Origin of the sequence: Parahaliea aestuarii (assembly GCF_008064635.1) — a bacterium.
Lineage (GTDB): Bacteria > Pseudomonadota > Gammaproteobacteria > Pseudomonadales > Halieaceae > Parahaliea > Parahaliea aestuarii.
In genome coordinates, this window is the sequence record NZ_VRYZ01000001.1 from 645,927 (window position 1) to 662,344 (window position 16,418).

At 64.7% G+C, this 16,418-nt stretch carries 18 protein-coding genes; 12 read left to right on the forward strand and 6 right to left on the reverse strand.

The features are described 5' to 3' along the window. Positions 1-227: 227 nt before the first annotated feature. The 6 genes from hemA (at position 228) to rhlB (ending at position 6,433) form a co-directional block, all read left to right on the forward strand. Complete coding sequence (gene hemA, locus FVW59_RS02925; RefSeq protein ID WP_148062715.1) at positions 228-1,607, forward strand: glutamyl-tRNA reductase; 1,380 nt, start codon at positions 228-230, stop codon at positions 1,605-1,607. Then, the gene (gene prfA / locus FVW59_RS02930; RefSeq protein WP_148062716.1) at positions 1,604-2,689 is read left to right on the forward strand and encodes a peptide chain release factor 1; all 1,086 of its coding nucleotides are present in this window, start codon (positions 1,604-1,606) and stop codon (positions 2,687-2,689) included. The genes hemA and prfA overlap by 4 nt, the downstream gene beginning before the upstream one ends. A gap of 8 nt (positions 2,690-2,697) precedes the next feature. Next, the gene (gene prmC, locus FVW59_RS02935; protein ID WP_148062717.1) at positions 2,698-3,531 is read left to right on the forward strand and encodes a peptide chain release factor N(5)-glutamine methyltransferase; all 834 of its coding nucleotides are present in this window, start codon (positions 2,698-2,700) and stop codon (positions 3,529-3,531) included. Next, positions 3,521-4,273 (forward strand): HesA/MoeB/ThiF family protein, encoded by a 753-nt coding sequence (locus tag FVW59_RS02940; RefSeq protein WP_148062718.1) that lies wholly within the window; start codon positions 3,521-3,523, stop codon positions 4,271-4,273. The genes prmC and FVW59_RS02940 overlap by 11 nt, the downstream gene beginning before the upstream one ends. Positions 4,274-4,364: 91 nt before the next feature. Beyond that, a complete protein-coding gene (locus FVW59_RS02945; protein ID WP_148062719.1) occupies positions 4,365-4,958 on the forward strand; it encodes an HvfX family Cu-binding RiPP maturation protein in 594 nt (197 codons plus the stop codon). A gap of 86 nt (positions 4,959-5,044) precedes the next feature. Beyond that, positions 5,045-6,433: an ATP-dependent RNA helicase RhlB gene (gene rhlB / locus FVW59_RS02950; RefSeq protein WP_148062720.1), complete on the forward strand. Its 1,389-nt coding sequence runs from the start codon at positions 5,045-5,047 to the stop codon at positions 6,431-6,433. 6 nt (positions 6,434-6,439) lie between these two features. Here the strand turns inward: rhlB and cysZ are convergent, their stop codons facing one another. After that, a complete protein-coding gene (cysZ, locus tag FVW59_RS02955; RefSeq protein WP_148062721.1) occupies positions 6,440-7,177 on the reverse strand; it encodes a sulfate transporter CysZ in 738 nt (245 codons plus the stop codon). After that, on the reverse strand, positions 7,167-7,400 hold the full coding sequence (locus tag FVW59_RS19820; RefSeq protein WP_148062722.1) for a cysteine-rich CWC family protein: 234 nt from the start codon (positions 7,398-7,400) through the stop codon (positions 7,167-7,169). Before FVW59_RS19820 ends, cysZ begins: the two co-directional genes overlap by 11 nt. Before the next feature lie 113 nt (positions 7,401-7,513). Here FVW59_RS19820 and smrA point away from each other — a divergent pair, with 113 nt between their 5' ends. Continuing rightward, the gene (gene smrA / locus FVW59_RS02965) at positions 7,514-8,116 is read left to right on the forward strand and encodes a DNA endonuclease SmrA (RefSeq protein ID WP_148062723.1); all 603 of its coding nucleotides are present in this window, start codon (positions 7,514-7,516) and stop codon (positions 8,114-8,116) included. Positions 8,117-8,142: 26 nt separating this feature from the next. Here the strand turns inward: smrA and FVW59_RS02970 are convergent, their stop codons facing one another. The 4 genes from FVW59_RS02970 to gatC are packed head-to-tail and all read right to left on the reverse strand — an operon-like array spanning position 8,143 to position 11,679. Next, entirely contained in the window at positions 8,143-8,433 is a 291-nt protein-coding gene (locus FVW59_RS02970) for a PA4642 family protein (RefSeq protein ID WP_148062724.1), read from the reverse strand. 4 nt (positions 8,434-8,437) lie between these two features. Continuing rightward, positions 8,438-9,880, reverse strand: coding sequence for an Asp-tRNA(Asn)/Glu-tRNA(Gln) amidotransferase subunit GatB (gene gatB / locus FVW59_RS02975; protein WP_148062725.1), 1,443 nt, complete (start codon positions 9,878-9,880; stop codon positions 8,438-8,440). Then, positions 9,880-11,343, reverse strand: coding sequence for an Asp-tRNA(Asn)/Glu-tRNA(Gln) amidotransferase subunit GatA (gene gatA, locus FVW59_RS02980; RefSeq protein ID WP_148062726.1), 1,464 nt, complete (start codon positions 11,341-11,343; stop codon positions 9,880-9,882). Before gatA ends, gatB begins: the two co-directional genes overlap by 1 nt. Before the next feature lie 24 nt (positions 11,344-11,367). Continuing rightward, complete coding sequence (gatC, locus tag FVW59_RS02985) at positions 11,368-11,679, reverse strand: Asp-tRNA(Asn)/Glu-tRNA(Gln) amidotransferase subunit GatC (RefSeq protein WP_148062727.1); 312 nt, start codon at positions 11,677-11,679, stop codon at positions 11,368-11,370. A gap of 248 nt (positions 11,680-11,927) precedes the next feature. Between gatC and FVW59_RS02990 the strand changes: the two genes are divergently transcribed. The 5 genes from FVW59_RS02990 to rng are packed head-to-tail and all read left to right on the forward strand — an operon-like array spanning position 11,928 to position 16,413. Further along, positions 11,928-12,965 carry a rod shape-determining protein gene (locus FVW59_RS02990; RefSeq protein ID WP_148062728.1) on the forward strand — a complete coding sequence of 346 codons (1,038 nt, stop codon included), beginning with the start codon at positions 11,928-11,930 and terminating at the stop codon, positions 12,963-12,965. 56 nt (positions 12,966-13,021) lie between these two features. Beyond that, positions 13,022-13,864 (forward strand): rod shape-determining protein MreC, encoded by an 843-nt coding sequence (gene mreC, locus FVW59_RS02995; RefSeq protein ID WP_148062729.1) that lies wholly within the window; start codon positions 13,022-13,024, stop codon positions 13,862-13,864. Between the two features lie 3 nt (positions 13,865-13,867). Continuing rightward, the gene (gene mreD, locus FVW59_RS03000) at positions 13,868-14,350 is read left to right on the forward strand and encodes a rod shape-determining protein MreD (RefSeq protein WP_148062730.1); all 483 of its coding nucleotides are present in this window, start codon (positions 13,868-13,870) and stop codon (positions 14,348-14,350) included. Position 14,351: 1 nt separating this feature from the next. Next, entirely contained in the window at positions 14,352-14,942 is a 591-nt protein-coding gene (locus FVW59_RS03005; protein ID WP_148062731.1) for a Maf family protein, read from the forward strand. Then, positions 14,935-16,413: a ribonuclease G gene (gene rng / locus FVW59_RS03010; protein WP_148062732.1), complete on the forward strand. Its 1,479-nt coding sequence runs from the start codon at positions 14,935-14,937 to the stop codon at positions 16,411-16,413. Before FVW59_RS03005 ends, rng begins: the two co-directional genes overlap by 8 nt. The last annotated feature ends 5 nt before the right edge of the window (positions 16,414-16,418 follow it).

The window sequence follows — 16,418 nt, forward strand, 5'->3', positions numbered from 1 at the left end:
TCCGGACATCGGCAACAAACTATCGTCGATTGTGACACAAGCCCTTGTGTAAGCCTACCTGATTCCGACCCCGGTGGTGGCCGGGGGTTCCCCCGGGCGGGCGCTAGTTTTTGCCCGGTAACTTGCTAGAATCACGGGAAATTTCCTGTGGATGTGCTATGGTTCGCGCCCTTTTCATCGACGGTATCGACCGACTACAGCGCCCTGCGGGCGGCTGCTGAGACGCCATGAACTTCCTTGCCCTGGGTATCAACCACAACTCCGCCGCCATCGAGGTGCGCGAGCGGGTGGCCTTTGCCCCGGAGCAGGTGGGGGACGCGCTGCAGTCGCTGTGCCAGCTGCCCGGTGTCGAGGACGCCCTGGTGCTCTCCACCTGCAATCGCACTGAACTCTATGTGCTGGGCTCCGAGGCGGTGAGCGCAGAGCTGGCCGATACCCTGGTAGCCTGGATGGCCAGCTACCATCACCTGTCCGCCGCCGAACTGCACAGGGCGGCCTACTTCCATCTGGGCAGCGACGCCCTGGAGCATGTGGTGCGGGTAGCCAGTGGCCTGGATTCCATGGTGCTCGGTGAGCCGCAGATTTTCGGCCAGTTGAAGTCGGCCTTTTCGGTCGCCCTGGATGAGGGGGTGGTCGGTGCGGAATTCAATCGCCTGTTCCAGCGTGTTTTCGCCCTGGCCAAGCGGGTTCGCACGGATACCGCAATCGGTGAAAACCCGGTATCCGTGGCCTATGCGGCGGTTGACCTGGCCGGGCACATTTTTACCGACCTGTCGGCCTGTTCCGCCCTGCTGGTGGGTGCGGGGGAAACCATCGAGCTGGTCACCCGCCACCTGATCGAAGCGGGCGTGACGCGTATCACCATTGCCAATCGCACCCTGGAGCGGGCGCGGGAACTGGCCCGCCGCTTTGGCGCCGAGGCGGTGCTGATGGCGGACATTCCCGACCAGCTGATCAAGGCCGATATTGTGATAACGTCCACCGCCAGCCAGCTGCCGATCCTTGGCAAGGGCGCGGTGGAGCGCGCCATTCGCGTGCGCAAACACCGGCCGATGTTGATGGTAGATATCGCCGTACCGCGCGACATCGAGCCGGAAGTGGGTGAGCTGAGGGATATTTATCTCTACAGCGTGGATGACCTGAAAGACATCGTGGAAGAAAACCTGCGCAGCCGCCAGACCGAAGCGCGCAAGGCCGACGTCATGATCGCCGAGGGCGTGCGAGCCTACAGCGAGGAGTTGCGCAGCCTGGTGGCGGTGGACTCGGTGAAAGAGTACCGCGCCATGGCCGAGCAGTTGCGCGAACAGGAACTGGAGCGCGCCCTGCGCGCCCTGGCTCGCGGCGACGACCCCCAGGTGGTGGCGACGCAACTGGCCCGCGGCATCACCAACAAACTGATTCACGCGCCCACCGCCGGCCTCAAGCAGGCCAGTGTGGATGGCCGCGCCGATCTGCTCGGTCAGGCGCGCCGCCTGCTGGGCCTGGCGAGCGTCGAGCGCATGCAAGGCTCCGTCGGGAGCGGTGTGCGGGCGCGACAGGCAGCGCAGCCGCAGCCGCTGGAAGCGGACACTGGCGACGACAGCAAACCCGGACACACCCTGCAATGAAAGCCTCATTACTGAGCAAACTGGATATCCTGACCGATCGTCACGAGGAGGTCGCCGCCCTGCTGGGTGATGCCGAAACCATCGCCAGCCAGGATCGCTTTCGCGATCTGTCCCGCGAGTACGCCGAACTGGAGACCGTGGTGCAGTGCTACGCCGGGTATCGGCGGGTCAAGGAGGATCTGGAAGAGGCCCGCGCCATGCTGGCGGAAAGTGATCCCGAAATGGTCGCCATGGCGGAAGAGGAAATCGCCAGTAACGGTGAGCAGCTGGAGGCGCTGGAGAGTGAACTGCAAACCCTGCTGCTGCCGCGCGACCCCCGTGATTCCCACAACGTCTACCTGGAGATTCGCGCCGGTACCGGCGGCGACGAGGCGGCGATCTTTTCCGGGGATTTATTCCGCATGTACTCCCGCTATGCCGAGCAGATGGGCTGGCGCATCGAGGTGCTGTCCCAGCGCCCGGGCGAGCACGGTGGCTACAAGGAAATCATCAGCCTGGTTGAGGGCCGCGATGTCTACGCCCACCTGAAATTCGAATCCGGCGCCCATCGTGTGCAGCGGGTGCCGGAGACCGAGTCCCAGGGGCGCATACACACCTCTGCCTGCACCGTGGCGATCATGGCCGAGGCGGAAACGGTGGACGAGGTGGAAATCAACAAGGCCGATCTGCGTGTCGACACCTACCGCGCTTCCGGTGCGGGCGGCCAGCACGTCAACAAGACCGATTCGGCAGTGCGCATTACCCATCTGCCAAGCGGCATTGTGGTGGAGTGTCAGGATGAGCGCTCGCAGCACAAGAACCGCGCCCGGGCCATGTCCCTGCTGCTGTCCAAGCTGCTGTCCAGCGCCCAGGACAAGCAGGCGGCGGAACAGGCCGAAGAGCGTCGCAACCTGGTGGGCAGCGGCGACCGCTCCGATCGTATCCGCACCTACAACTTTCCCCAGGGGCGCGTCACCGACCACCGTATCAACCTTACGCTGTACAAGCTGGACGAGGTGATGGCGGGCGACCTGAATGCGGTTATCGCGCCGCTGCGCCAGGAGTACCAGGCCGACCAGCTCGCGGCGCTGGCGGAGCAGTAAGCCGCGCCGTGGCCAGTGTCAGGGAGCTATTGGCACTGGGCGCCGACCTGCCCACCGAAAGCCCCACTCGCGATGCCGAAGTACTGCTGTGTCACTGCCTGCAGCGCGACCGTACCTGGCTGTACACCTGGCCCGAGAAACACGTTGAAGCGACAGCCGAGCAGCTTTATCGCCGCTTGCTGGCACGCCGCCTGCGCGGTGAACCGGTGGCTCACCTCACTGGCAATCGCGATTTCTGGACCCTGTCCCTGAAGGTCACGGCGGATACCCTGATCCCCCGGCCCGATACCGAGACCCTGGTGAGCTGGGCGCTGGAGCTGCCGTTGCCCGCGCGTGCCCGGGCGCTGGATCTCGGCACCGGCAGCGGCGCCATTGCCCTCGCCCTGGCAACAGAGAATCCCGGCTGGCAGGTAACCGCAACGGACGCCAGCGCCCCCGCCCTCGCCGTGGCGCAGGTCAATATCGAACGCTACTGCCCCGGGCGTGTGCGCACGCTGCAGGGAGACTGGTACGCGCCGCTGGCCGGAGAACACTTTGACCTGATTGTCAGCAACCCGCCCTATATCGAGGCCGACGACGAGCACCTCGGCTGCGGCGATGTTCGCTTTGAGCCGCGCTCGGCGCTGGTGGCGGGAGCCACTGGCCTGGACGATCTGCAGGTGATCATCGCGGGAGCGGTTGAGCACCTGGCGCCGGGCGGTTTTCTGCTGCTGGAACACGGCTACCGGCAAGGCCTCACGGTGCGCAGCCTCCTGCTGCAGGCAGGTTTCAGCGAGGTGGCGACGCGGCGGGACCTCGGCGGTAACCAGCGGGTGAGCGGAGGGCGGCGCCGTGCTGACTGACGACGAGCTGCTACGCTATTCGCGGCAGATTCTGGTGCCCGGTTTCGATATCGCCGGCCAGGAAAAACTGCAGCGGGCCAGGGTGCTGGTACTGGGGCTCGGCGGGCTGGGCAGCCCGGCGGCTCTGTACCTGGGCGGTGCCGGCGTAGGGCAGCTGTTGCTGGCCGATGGCGACGTGGTGGAGGTCGACAACCTGCCGCGTCAGCTTTGCCACCGCCAGTCGGATTGTGGTCGCAACAAGGCGGAGTCTGCCGCCGAAGCCATTGCCGGGCGCAACCCCGGCGTGCGCATCGAGGTGATCCCGCGGCATCTGCAGGCGACGGATCTGGATCAGTTGCTGCCGGGACTGGACCTGGTGCTGGACTGCAGCGACAACTACCCGGTGCGCTACGCCCTCAACCGGGCCAGCCGGCGGCATCGCGTTCCGGTAGTCAGCGCTGCGGCGGTGCGCACCGAGGCCCAGATCGCCCTGTTGGACCCAAACCGCGAGGGACCCTGCTATCGCTGCCTGTATCCCGACGCCGGTTCCGATACGGCGCTGAGCTGCGCGGAAAGCGGCGTTCTTGGCCCGGTGGTTGGAGTCGCCGGGAGCCTGCAGGCCCTGGAGGCGATCAAGTACCTGTCAGGCTGTGCCGACCCGCTGGGCGACACCCTGCTGGTCATGGATCTCGCCTCTCTGGCTTTCCAGCGCCTGCGTATCCGCCGTCGCGACAACTGCCCGGATTGCGGGTCCAGGGCCTGAGTGGCGCGGCCTCTGTGCCGGCAAACTTTCATCGGGTATTGTTGTCACAGATGCAGTCCACCGACACACTCCATCGCACCTGGAATCCGCTATGAACGCACTGGCGCGCGCCTACTACTGTATTCACGAAGCTATTTTCCCCCGCCTTGCGCATCTCGACGGACTGGCACCGCTGGCCATGCGCCTGTACCTGGTCCCGGTGCTGTGGACGGCGGGCAACCAGAAGATTGCCAATATGGAGTCCACCATCGAATGGTTTGGCAATCCCGAGTGGGGCCTGGGCCTGCCGGCTCCCGCCCTGCTGGCCCACCTGGCGGCTTACACCGAGGCCATCGGTGCCCTGCTGTTGCTGGTGGGGCTGGCGGTTCGCTGGGTCAGTGTGCCGCTGATGATCACCATGGCGGTCGCCGCCATCACCGTACACTGGGCCAACGGCTGGGCAGCCATAGCGGACTCCAGCGCCCAGGAGGTGGCCATCCGGCTCGGTGAAGCCAAGGATATCCTGCGCGAGCACGGCAATTACCGATGGCTCACCGAGAAGGGCAATTTCGTGGTGCTCAACAACGGTATCGAGTTTGCCGTCACCTACTTCATCATGCTGCTGAGCCTGTTTTTCACCGGCGGCGGGCGCTATGTCAGCGTCGACTATTACCTGTCGCGCCTCTACCCCCGCAGCCGCGTATAATACGTACCCGCCACCCGGCGCACGCCACAGGCGGGTCGCCGGCAAAGGTGGTAGACTAGCGCGTTTTTTGGGCAACAGGACATCGAGTGATCAAGCATCTGGTGGGTCGTATCGTCGGTAAAGGCGGTGCGGAACCCGAATCTCAGGCCCCGGCGGGCAAGCACCCCGCGGCCGGACAAAAGGGCCCGCGCCCGGAATCCGAGGCGCCCCGCGCCCATCCGCGCGAAGCGGGCAAGGGCAAGAACAATCGCAAGCGCCAGCCAAAGGCGCCGGCCGAACCCTGGAGTGTTGACCAGTTCCCGGTGGAGCCGGAAGAGGGCAAAACCCGCTTTCACGACCTGGGGCTGCGCGACGAGCTGATGCACGGCATCGCCGATCTCGGCTTCAAATACTGCTCCCCTATCCAGGCCTCAGTACTGCCCCACACGCTGCAGGGCCACGATGCCATCGGCAAGGCCCAGACAGGTACCGGGAAAACCGCGGCCTTCCTGATAACCGCTTTCAATGACCTGCTCTGTCACCCGGCCGAGGGCGAGCGCTTTCTGGGCGAGCCGCGGGCGCTGGTAATTGCCCCCACCCGCGAGCTGGTGATGCAGATTGCCGAGGACGCCAGGGATCTTGGCAAGCACACCGGCCTCAGTACGGTCACTCTGATCGGTGGCATGGATTACCAGAAGCAGTTGAACCAGCTCAATCGCCGGGTGGTCGACCTGGTGGTGGCGACCCCGGGGCGCCTGATCGACTTCATGACCCGCCGCGACCTGTTCCTGGACCGGGTGGAAATCCTGGTGCTGGACGAGGCCGACCGCATGCTGGACATGGGGTTCATTCCCCAGGTGAAGCGCATTGTGCGCGCCACACCGAACAAGGAAGATCGCCAGACCCTGCTGTTCTCAGCCACCTTTACCCAGGACATTATCAACCTGTCCAACCAGTGGACCTTTCACCCGGTCACCGTGGAGATCGAGCCCGACCATGTGGCGACCGACACCGTGGACCAGAAGGTCTACCTGGTCAGTAGCGAGCAGCGCTACCGCGTGTTGACCAACCTGCTGCGCGGCCCCGATGCCCAGAGCGTGATCGTATTTGCCAATCGCCGCGACCAGGTGCGCCGCCTGCACGAGCGCCTGCGCAAGTCCGGTGTGAAGGCGGGCATCCTGTCCGGCGAGATTCCACAGGCCAAGCGCACCCGCACGCTGGAGCAGTTCAAGAGCGGTGAAATCAAGGTACTCGTGGCCACCGATGTGGCCGGACGGGGCATTCACGTGGATGGCGTGACCCACGTGGTGAACTACAACCTGCCGGAAGACCCGGAAGATTACGTCCACCGTATCGGTCGTACCGGCCGCGCCGGCGCCAGTGGTACCTCCATCAGTTTCGCCAGTGAAGACGACGCGTTTCTGCTGCCGGACCTGGAAGCTCTGCTGGGGGAGCCACTGGAGTGCACCCATCCCCCCAGGGATCTGCTGGTCTGAAGCCTGCTATTGCCGGGGCGCCAGTTCCCGGCACCACAGCAGGGTTGCCCCGACAACCGCCGAGGGCACCACAAAGAAGTTCACCACCGGAATGGCCGCGCCCAGGGCCACCAGCCCGCCAAAGCCCATGCTGGACAGGCGCCGGCTGCGCACGGCTTCTTTCACGTCTGCGAAGCTCAGGCGGTGGTTGTCCATCGGGTAGTCGACGAACTGGATGCTCATCATCCAGGCCCCGAGCAGGAACCACAGCACCGGTGCCAGGGCGTTAAGGGCGGGGATAAAACTCAGGACCAATACCAGCAGCGCCATCGGCACGTAGTAGAGCAGCTTGGCCAGTTCCCTGACGATGCCCCGGGGTACCTCCAGCAGCGCGGTACCGATGCCCTCCAGTCCCGCTACCTCACGACCGGTGATGAGCTCTTCGGCTTTCTCCGCCAGCAGGGAATTGAAGGGGGAGGCGATCAGCAGGGCGAGGGCGGTGAAGGTGTAACCCGTTGCCAGGCTGAACACCAGGCCGATCAGCGGCCAGATAATCCACTCCAGAAACGACAGCCAGTCCGGGATGAAACCCAGCCAGTACTCCATGTGGCTGGCGAGATAGCTGTAGGCGACGCCGAGCAGCGAGGCGAAGATCAGCACATTCACCACCAGGGGAATCAGTACAAACAGCCGCAGGCGGGGGTGGGTGAGCAGGCGGGCGCCCTCTATCAAATAGCCGGCGCCCTGGATGGCGTTACCCTTCATTTCGGTCTCCGCAGTGTTGGTTGCCGGCCGTCTCGCTGCCGCGTCCGCAGGCGGGGCACAGACAGGATGTGCCGCGCGCGGCCGGGGGAACTGCAGCCAGTGCCGCGCGGTCGATAGGAGTGGAGGCGCACCAGCAGTCCCCGATATCGCCTCCGCGGGCTACGGCGCAGTGGTTGTCCGCGCCGCAGAGCGGACAGTAAATGGCGGTGTTGGAGGTGTCCATGCTGGATTACCGGCGCAAATGTAGCGGCTATAATAGCGAACCTTGGTGTTCCAACCACCTTGGGGAGCACTGATCCTGGATAATCAGGCGCCTGGAGTGCCAGGGTGATGTACATGACAGACGACGAATTCTCCCTGTTCGAGCAGGAAATGGCCGGTGTAAAGCGGCTGCGACAGGACGAACGGGTGGCGCGCCGCGCCGCTGGCGAGTCAGCGCAGGCTCTCGCCCATCGCCGCCAGGCCGCCGTTACCGACAGCAGCGAGGACCCCAATACCCTCAGTGACCGGGAGATTGCCCCCCTCGACCCTTGGTACGTGCTGGAATTCAAGCGTCCGGGTGTGCAGAACGGGGTATACCGCAGGCTCTGCCAGGGGCGCTATGAATTCGAGGCCCGGCTCGACCTGCACCGGATGACGGTGGCCGTGGCGCGCAGGGAAATTTTCGAATTTATCGAGCAGTGCCATGACTATGGCCTGCGCAGTGTGCTGCTGGTGCATGGCAAGGGCGAGCGCAAGCCCGAGCGGGCGCGCAGCGCAGTGCTCAAGGCCTATGTCGATGTCTGGCTGCGCGACCTCGACACCGTGCAGGCCTTCCACAGCGCGCAACCCCGCCACGGTGGCACCGGGGCGGTATATATTCTGCTGAAAAAGAGTGAGGAGAAAAAGCGCGAGAATCGCGAACGATTCATGAAGGGGCGGGTGCCCTACGAGCGCTGAGGCCCGCCGGCGCACCGGACACGCTCTTACTCAGCGCCGGCCTGGCGCAGGATGTCAGCGTAATCGCCGCCGTGGCGGTGTTCGCTGACAATGGTCAGAACGTTGCGACCGTCGCTGCCACTGGCATTGATGTCGCGGCCCTGCTCCCTGAACATTCCCACAAACAGTTCGAAGTCCGAAGCGCGCATGCTCTGGTAGGCCTTCAGCAGCATGTGGAAGTCTTCGTTGCTGCCATCGTAGCTGCGCACGTTCAGGAAGCTGCGCACATGGTCCTCGGTCCAGACTTCGTCGATGACCTTTTCTTTGTCTTTCTTCATTTCCTTACCCTAACTTGTCGGCCAGCAGTTGGTTGACCATTTGCGGATTGGCCTGGCCCTTCGATACTTTCATCACCTGGCCGACAAAGAAGCCCACCAGTTTCTTGCGCTTGCCCTCGTCGGCGGCGCGGTACTGCTCAACCTGCTCCGGGTTTCCGTCGATCACGCTGGCCACCATGGCTTCCAGTTCGCCGCTGTCGGAGACCTGCTTCAGGCCTTTGGCGGCGATCACGCTGTCGGCATCGCCCTCGCCATTCCACATGGACTCGAACACCTGCTTGGCGATCTTGCCCGAGATGCTGTTGTCGAGAATGCGCTGGATGAGTTGCGCCAGGTGGGGGGCGGGCACCGGGCAGTCGGTGATGTCTTTCTCGTCGCGGTTGAGCCGGCCGAGCAGTTCCACCTGTACCCAGTTGGCGGCGATCTTGGCGTCACCGGCCTCGCTGGCCACCGCTTCGAAATAGTCCGCCAGCGGGCGGCTGGCGGCGAGCACGCCGGCGTCGTAATCGCCGAGGCCGTAGTCGCTGACGAAGCGGGCGCGTTTCTCCCGCGGCAGCTCCGGTAGCAGTTCGCGCAGTTCTTCGATGAAGGCGTCGTCGAGTTCCACCGGCAGCAGGTCCGGTTCCGGGAAGTAGCGGTAGTCGTTGGCCACTTCCTTGGAGCGCATCGGCCGTGTCTCGTTGCGGTCGGCATCGTAGAGGCGGGTTTCCTGCACCACCTTGCCGCCGTCTTCGAGAATGTCGGACTGACGCTCTATCTCGTGCTGGATGGCTTTTTCCACAAAGCGGAAGGAGTTGACGTTCTTGATCTCCGCCCGGGTGCCGAGGGTATCCGAACCCACGGGACGCAGGGAGATGTTGATGTCGCAGCGCATCGAGCCCTCGGCCATGTTGCCGTCGGAGATGCCGAGGTAGGTCACCAGGGAATGCAGGGCCTTGAGGTAGGCCACGGCCTCCTCGGCGCTGCGAATGTCGGGGTCGGTCACGATCTCCAGCAGGGGCGTGCCGGCGCGATTGAGGTCGATGCCGCTGCAGCCGTGGAAATCCTCGTGCAGGGATTTACCGGCGTCTTCCTCCAGGTGGGCGCGGGTGATGCCGATCTCCCGGGTGCTGCCGTCTTCGAGTTGAATCTCGAAGGTGCCGCGGCCGACGACAGGATCGCTGAACTGGCTGATCTGGTAGCCCTTGGGCAGGTCCGGGTAGAAGTAGTTCTTGCGGTCGAACACCGAGCGGCGCCCGATCTCGGCGCCGATACCAAGGCCAAACATCACCGCAAAGCGCACTGCCTGTTCGTTCAGCACTGGCAGCATGCCGGGCATGGCCAGGTCCACGGCGCTGGCCTGGGTGTTGGGCTCTGCGCCGAATGCAGTGGCGGAGCCGGAAAAAATCTTCGACTGGGTGGCCAGCTGGAGATGGACTTCCAGGCCGATGACGGTCTCAAAATGCATCAGGCGGCCCCTCCGGCGATGTCGGGTGTGCGGGTGTGCCAGTCTGTGGCCTGCTGGAAGCGGTGGGCCACGTTCAGCAGGCGGCCTTCGTCGAAATGCCGGCCGATCAGTTGCAGTCCAACCGGCTTGCCGTCGACAAGGCCGGCGGGCACCGACATGCCCGGCAGGCCGGCCAGGTTCACCGCCAGGGTGTAGACGTCCTCCAGGTACATCGCCACCGGGTCGGAAATCTTCTCACCGATACCGAAGGCGGGGCCGGGTGCCGTGGGGCCGGCAATCACGTCGACCGATTCAAAACAGGCCAGGAAGTCGTCGCGGATCAGGCGCCGGGCCTGCTGCGCCTTCCTGTAGTAGGCGTCGTAGTAGCCGGCGGAGAGAGCGTAGGTGCCAACCAGTATGCGCCGCTTCACTTCGTCGCCGAAGCCCTCTTCCCGGGTGCGGGTGTAGAGGTCGTGCAGATTCTCGGGGCTGTCGCAGCGGTGGCCGTAGCGCACGCCGTCAAAGCGCGACAGGTTGGTGGAGGCCTCCGCCGGGGCGATGATGTAGTAGGTGGGAATGGTCAGGTGACTGTTGGGCAGCTCGACCTCCACCAGTGTGGCGCCCTGGCTTTCCAGCTCCCTCAGGGCGGCCTGGATGCATTCGCCGGTGGCGGCGTCCAGCCCCTCGCCAAAGTACTCTTTTGGCAGGCCGATGCGCAGGCCTTCCAGGGGGCGCTCCAGTTCCGCGCAGTAGTCGGGCACCTCGCGCCGGGTGGAGGTGGAGTCCGCCGGGTCGTGGCCGGCCATCGCGTTCAGCAGCAGGGCGCAGTCCTCGGCGCTGCGTGCCATGGGGCCGCCCTGGTCGAGGCTGGAGGCGTAGGCCACTATGCCCAGTCGCGATACCCGGCCATAGGTGGGCTTGAGGCCGGTGATGCCGCAAAAGGCGGCCGGCTGGCGGATGGAGCCGCCGGTATCGGTACCGGTGGCGGCGGGCACCAGGCCGGCGGCCACCGCCGCTGCGGAACCGCCGGAGGAGCCGCCCGGCACCAGGCCTGTGTGCCAGGGGTTTTTCACCGGCCCGTAGTAGCTGTTTTCATTGGAGGAGCCCATGGCGAACTCGTCCATATTGGTCTTGCCCAGGCACACTGTGCCGGCATCGGCCAACTGTCGCACGACAGTGGCGTCGTAGGGCGGCACAAAGTTGTCCAGCATGCGCGAGCCGCAACTGGTGCGCACCCCATCGGTACAGAAAATGTCCTTGTGGGCGATGGGTATACCGGTCAGCGGGCCGGCGCCGCCGGCGGCCAGTATGCGGTCAGCGTGGTCGGCAGCGGCCAGGGCCTGCTCACCGGTCACGGTAATGAAACTGTTGAGTTGGCTGTCCAGCTGGCCGATGCGGTCCAGCAGGTGCCGGGTCAGTTCAACACTGGAAAAGCGCTTTTCACGTAGCCCGCGGGAGAGCTGGGCAACGGTTTGGTCATGCATGGGAATGATCCTGGAACAGCGTGCTTACTCGATGACTTTGGGCACCAGATAGAGTCCGTTCTCCACCGCCGGGGCGATGGCCTGGAAGTCCTCGCGGCGGTTGCCCTCGGTGACAACATCCGGGCGCAGGGCCTGGGTGGCATCGAGGGGATTGGCCATCGGCTCGATGCCCGCGGTGTCGGCGGCCTGCAGGGTGTCGACCATGGCGAGAATGCGAGTGATGCGACTGGCCACCTCGGCGGTCTGGTCGGCGGCGATGCGGATGCGCGCCAGTTCGGCGATTTTCTCGATCTCTTCCCGGTCGACGGACGGTGCTGTGGACGGCTTGTCGGACATGGTCTGTCCCGGTCTCCAAAATTCGTTGGGAAGGGGCGGCAAAGCGCCGCGGGGGCGTAAACTTAACATATTTGCGCCTTGCTCAACATCCCCGCGATTGGTAGAGTTGCGGGATTATCCGCCCGCCGAAGAATAATGAATTCGCCGCCTCGATTTCACCACTTTTGCCGGCCAGGAAGGCGGCAGGGCTGGGTGCACGAAGGTCTCCGTTCGGAGCAACCCGTTGTTCTCACAAGGTAAACACATTAATGCTGAAAAAACTGCGCGGAGTGTTCTCCAATGATCTTTCGATAGATCTGGGTACCGCCAACACTCTTATATACGTGCGCGACAAGGGAATAGTCCTCGACGAGCCATCCGTCGTGGCAATCCGCATTCACAATGGCCAGAAAACCATCGAAGCCGTAGGTACTGAAGCCAAGCGCATGCTGGGTCGCACGCCTGGCAATATCACCGCCATCCGCCCGCTCAAGGACGGTGTGATCGCCGACTTCCAGGTCACCGAGAAGATGCTCCAGCACTTTATCGCCAAGGTGCACGAGAGCCGTTTTATTCGCCCCAGTCCCCGTGTGCTGGTGTGTGTGCCCTGCATGTCCACCCAGGTGGAGCGTCGGGCCATCCGCGAGTCTGCCCTCTCTGCCGGCGCCCGCGAAGTGCGCCTTATCGAGGAGCCGATGGCCGCGGCCATCGGCGCCGGGCTGGACGTGGAGGAAGCCACCGGCTGCATGGTGGTTGACGTGGGCGGCGGCACCACTGAAATTGCCATCATCTCCCTCAACGGTGTCGTGTATCGCGACTCAGTGCGCATTGGCGGCGACCGCTTCGACGAAGCCATCGTGGCCCATGTGCGGCGCCGCTACGGCAGCCTGATTGGCGACGCCACCGCCGAGCGCATCAAGCAGGAGATCGGCTGTGCCTTCGCCGGCAGCGAACTGCGCGAGATCGACGTGCGCGGCCGCAACCTGGCCGAGGGCGTACCGAGAAGTTTCACCCTCAACAGCGATGAGATTCTCGAGGCCCTGCAGGACCCCCTGTCGTCCATCGTGCAGTCCGTGAAAACCGCACTGGAGCAGAGCCCGCCGGAACTCGCCGCGGACATTGCCGAGAGCGGGATCGTGCTCACCGGTGGTGGCGCCCTGTTGCGTGACCTGGATCGCCTGATCTCAGAGGAAACAGGCCTGCCGGTGATTGTGGCGGACGATCCGCTGACCTGCGTAGCGCGCGGCGGCGGCCGTGCAATGGAGCGCATGGACCGGCATACTATGGACCTGCTGTCTACCGAGTAATCCGGCGTGCAGCCCCGGGCGTGCCCGCTTGGGGCGGGCCGCCCTAGGGAACTGCCATAAAGCCGCTATTCGTCAAAGAGTCTCATCTCGGGTTGCGCATCGTGCTGACCCTGCTGGTGGTGGCGGGTCTGATCGTTGCGGACATGCGATTCAACAGTCTGGACCGCACCCGCGCCATTCTCGACACCCTCGTTGCACCGGTGTACTGGGTGGCCGACATCCCCTCGCGCCTTGCCGAGTGGCGGCAAACCCACCTGGTATCACGCAGCACCCTGCAGGAAGACAATGATCGCCTGCGCCGTGAGAACCTGATCCTTGAGGGGCGCACCCAGCAAATGGCCTCGCTGCAGGCGGAGAACATCCGCCTGCGGGCACTGCTCAACTCCGCCGCCCTGCTGCGCGACGATGTGGTGGTCGCCGAACTGATCGGTGTGTCGCCGGATCCGGTGCGCCAGCAGGTTGTCATCAACAAGGGCTCCCGCGACGACGTCTACCTCGGCCAGGCCCTGATTGATGCCGACGGCCTGATGGGCCAGGTCGTAGAGGTGGCCGAGTTCACTTCCCGCGTGCTGCTCATCACCGACCTTACCCACTCTGTGCCAGTGCAGATCAACCGCAACGGCGTGCGCGCCATTGCCGAGGGCAACGGCACTCTCAGCGCGCTGGAAGTCCATCATGTTGCCGCGACGACGGATATCCGCGAGGGCGACCTGCTGGTGACCTCGGGCCTCGGCGGGCGCTTTCCGGTGGGCTACCCGGTGGCGATTGTCACAGCGGTGGAGCGCGACCCGGGGCAGACCTTCGCCCGCATCCTTGCCCAGCCTACAGCCGCCCTCGATCGCAGCCGCCATGTGCTGCTGGTGTTCACGGTGGACAAGGCCGATAGCGGCCCGGAGTAGACGGTGGATAACGCGCAGGGCTATTGGGTCGTGATCGCCACTTTGCTGGTGGCAGCGGTGCTGGCGGTTTTGCCGATGCCACTGTGGCTGGTGTGGTTGCGGCCGGAGTGGGTGGCGCTGGTGCTGGTGTACTGGTGTATTGCGCTGCCGCACAGGGTAGGCGTGGTGGCGGCACTGCTGGCCGGGATTGCCATGGATCTGCTGGAGGGGGCCATGCTGGGGCAGAATACCTTTGCCCTGGCGGTGGTCGCCCTGCTGTCGGTGGGGCTTTACCAGCGCCTGCGCCTGTTCAGCCTGTGGCAGCAGGCCGGTATGGTCTTCGTCCTGATCGGTATTCACCAGCTCATCTGCCAGTGGGTGCAGAATCTGGAAGGGGTGGGGGCCCGTTCGCCACTGTTCCTGCTGCCGGCCCTGAGCAGTGCCCTGCTCTGGCCGCTGGTGCTGACCCTGCTGCGCGGCCTGCGCCGCCACTACCGGGTGGCCTGAAGTGACGACCCTGGTGCTGGCATCGGCCTCCCCGCGGCGACGCGAACTGCTGGCGCAGATCGGCGTCGACTGCCAGGTGAGTCCTGCCGATATTGACGAAACGCCGCAGGCGGGGGAATCGCCTCAGGATTATGTTTGCCGCATGGCGCGGGAAAAGGCCGCTGCGGTGGCCGCTGCTCAGGCAGCGGATGTGGCGGTGCTGGCGGCGGATACCACCGTGGTGATCGACGACGATGTGCTGGGCAAGCCGGGAGACCGCTTCGACGCCCTGGCCATGCTGGCGCGCCTCAGCGGTCGCACCCACCAGGTGATGAGCGCGGTCTGCCTCTGCAGAGGGCAGCGCCGTGAAGAGATAGTGGTGACCACCGAGGTGACCTTTGCGTCGCTCGACAGGGAACTCTGTGAAGCCTATCTGGCCACCGACGAGCCCTGGGACAAGGCCGGCGCCTACGGTATCCAGGGGCTGGGCGCGGTGCTGGTGGATGCCATCAACGGCAGCTACAGCAATGTCGTCGGGCTGCCGCTGGCCGAAACCTGGCGCCTGCTGCGGGACTTCGGTATTGCTTCCGGCCTCGGAGGCGGCGATGAGTGAGGAAATACTGGTCAATGTAACGCCGATGGAAACCCGGGTGGCTGTGGTGGAGAACGGCGCCACCCAGGACATTCACATCGAGCGCCGAAGCAGTCGCGGCATCGCCGGCAACATCTATGCCGGCAAGGTAGCCCGTGTACTGCCTGGCATGCAGGCCGCCTTTGTCGACATCGGCACGGAGAAGGCCAGCTTTATCCACGTCAACGATATTGTGTCCCTGGACAGCCGCGGCCGCGAGGATCGCAGCCGCCACAGCAGCGCCATTCGCGACCACCTGCACGAGGGCAAGAAGCTCATCGTCCAGGTGACCAAGGACCCGCTCGGCAGCAAGGGGGCGCGGCTGAGTACCCAGCTGTCGGTGTCCTCGCGCTACCTGGTATTCATGCCCCAGAACTCCCATGTGGGCGTGTCCCAGCGCATCGATGACAGCGACGAACGCAGCCGCCTGCAGGCCCTGCTGAACGAGGCACTGGCGCTGGAGGAGATGGGCGACAGCGGCGGCTACATACTGCGCACCGCCGCCGAGGGGGTGGGGCTGGAAGAGCTGCGTGCTGACCTGCGCTTCCTGCGCCGGCTGTGGGCCGCGGTGGAGCGACGGGCCCGGGCGGCGACCGGCCCGGAGCTGTTGTACGAGGACCTTCCCCTGCACCTGCGCACCGTGCGCGATCTGGCGAGGCCCGGCGTGGAGCGGATTCGCATCGACAGCCAGGAGAGTTTCGCCGCCCTCAGTGAATTCTGCCGCGACTATGTGCCCGAGGTGAGTGACCTGCTCGAGTGCTATCGTGGCGAGCGCCCCCTGTTCGACCTGCATGGCGTGGAGGACGAGATCCAGCGGGCGCTGGCGCGCAAGGTCGACCTGAAGTCCGGCGGGTACCTGGTACTGGACCAGACCGAGGCGATGACCACCATCGACGTCAACACCGGGTCTTTCGTCGGCCGTCGCAATCTGGAAGAGACCATCTTCAAAACCAATCTCGAAGCCGCCACCACGCTGGCCCGGCAACTGCGCCTGCGCAACCTCGGCGGTATCATCATCATCGACTTTATCGACATGCAGGATCCGGAACACCGCCGCCAGGTACATCGCGCGCTGGAAAAGGCCATGCAAAAGGATCCGGCACGCAACAAGATTACCGGGGTATCGGAGCTGGGCCTGGTGGAAATGACCCGCAAGCGCAGCCGCGAGAGCCTCGAGCACCTGCTGTGCGAAGATTGCCCGGTCTGCGCTGGCCGCGGCAGCCTGAAAACCGCCGAGACAGTGTGCTATGAGATTTTCCGGGAAATCATGCGCGACGCCCGCGCCTACGACAATGACAGCCTGGCGGTACTGGCCGGGCAGTCGGTGGTGGATCGCCTGCTGGACGAGGAGTCCGCCAATGTGGCCGACCTCGAAGAGTTTACCGGCAAGACTATCGGTTTCCGGGTCGAGCCCAACTATAACCAGGAACAGTTCGACATCGTCCTGCTCTAAACCCC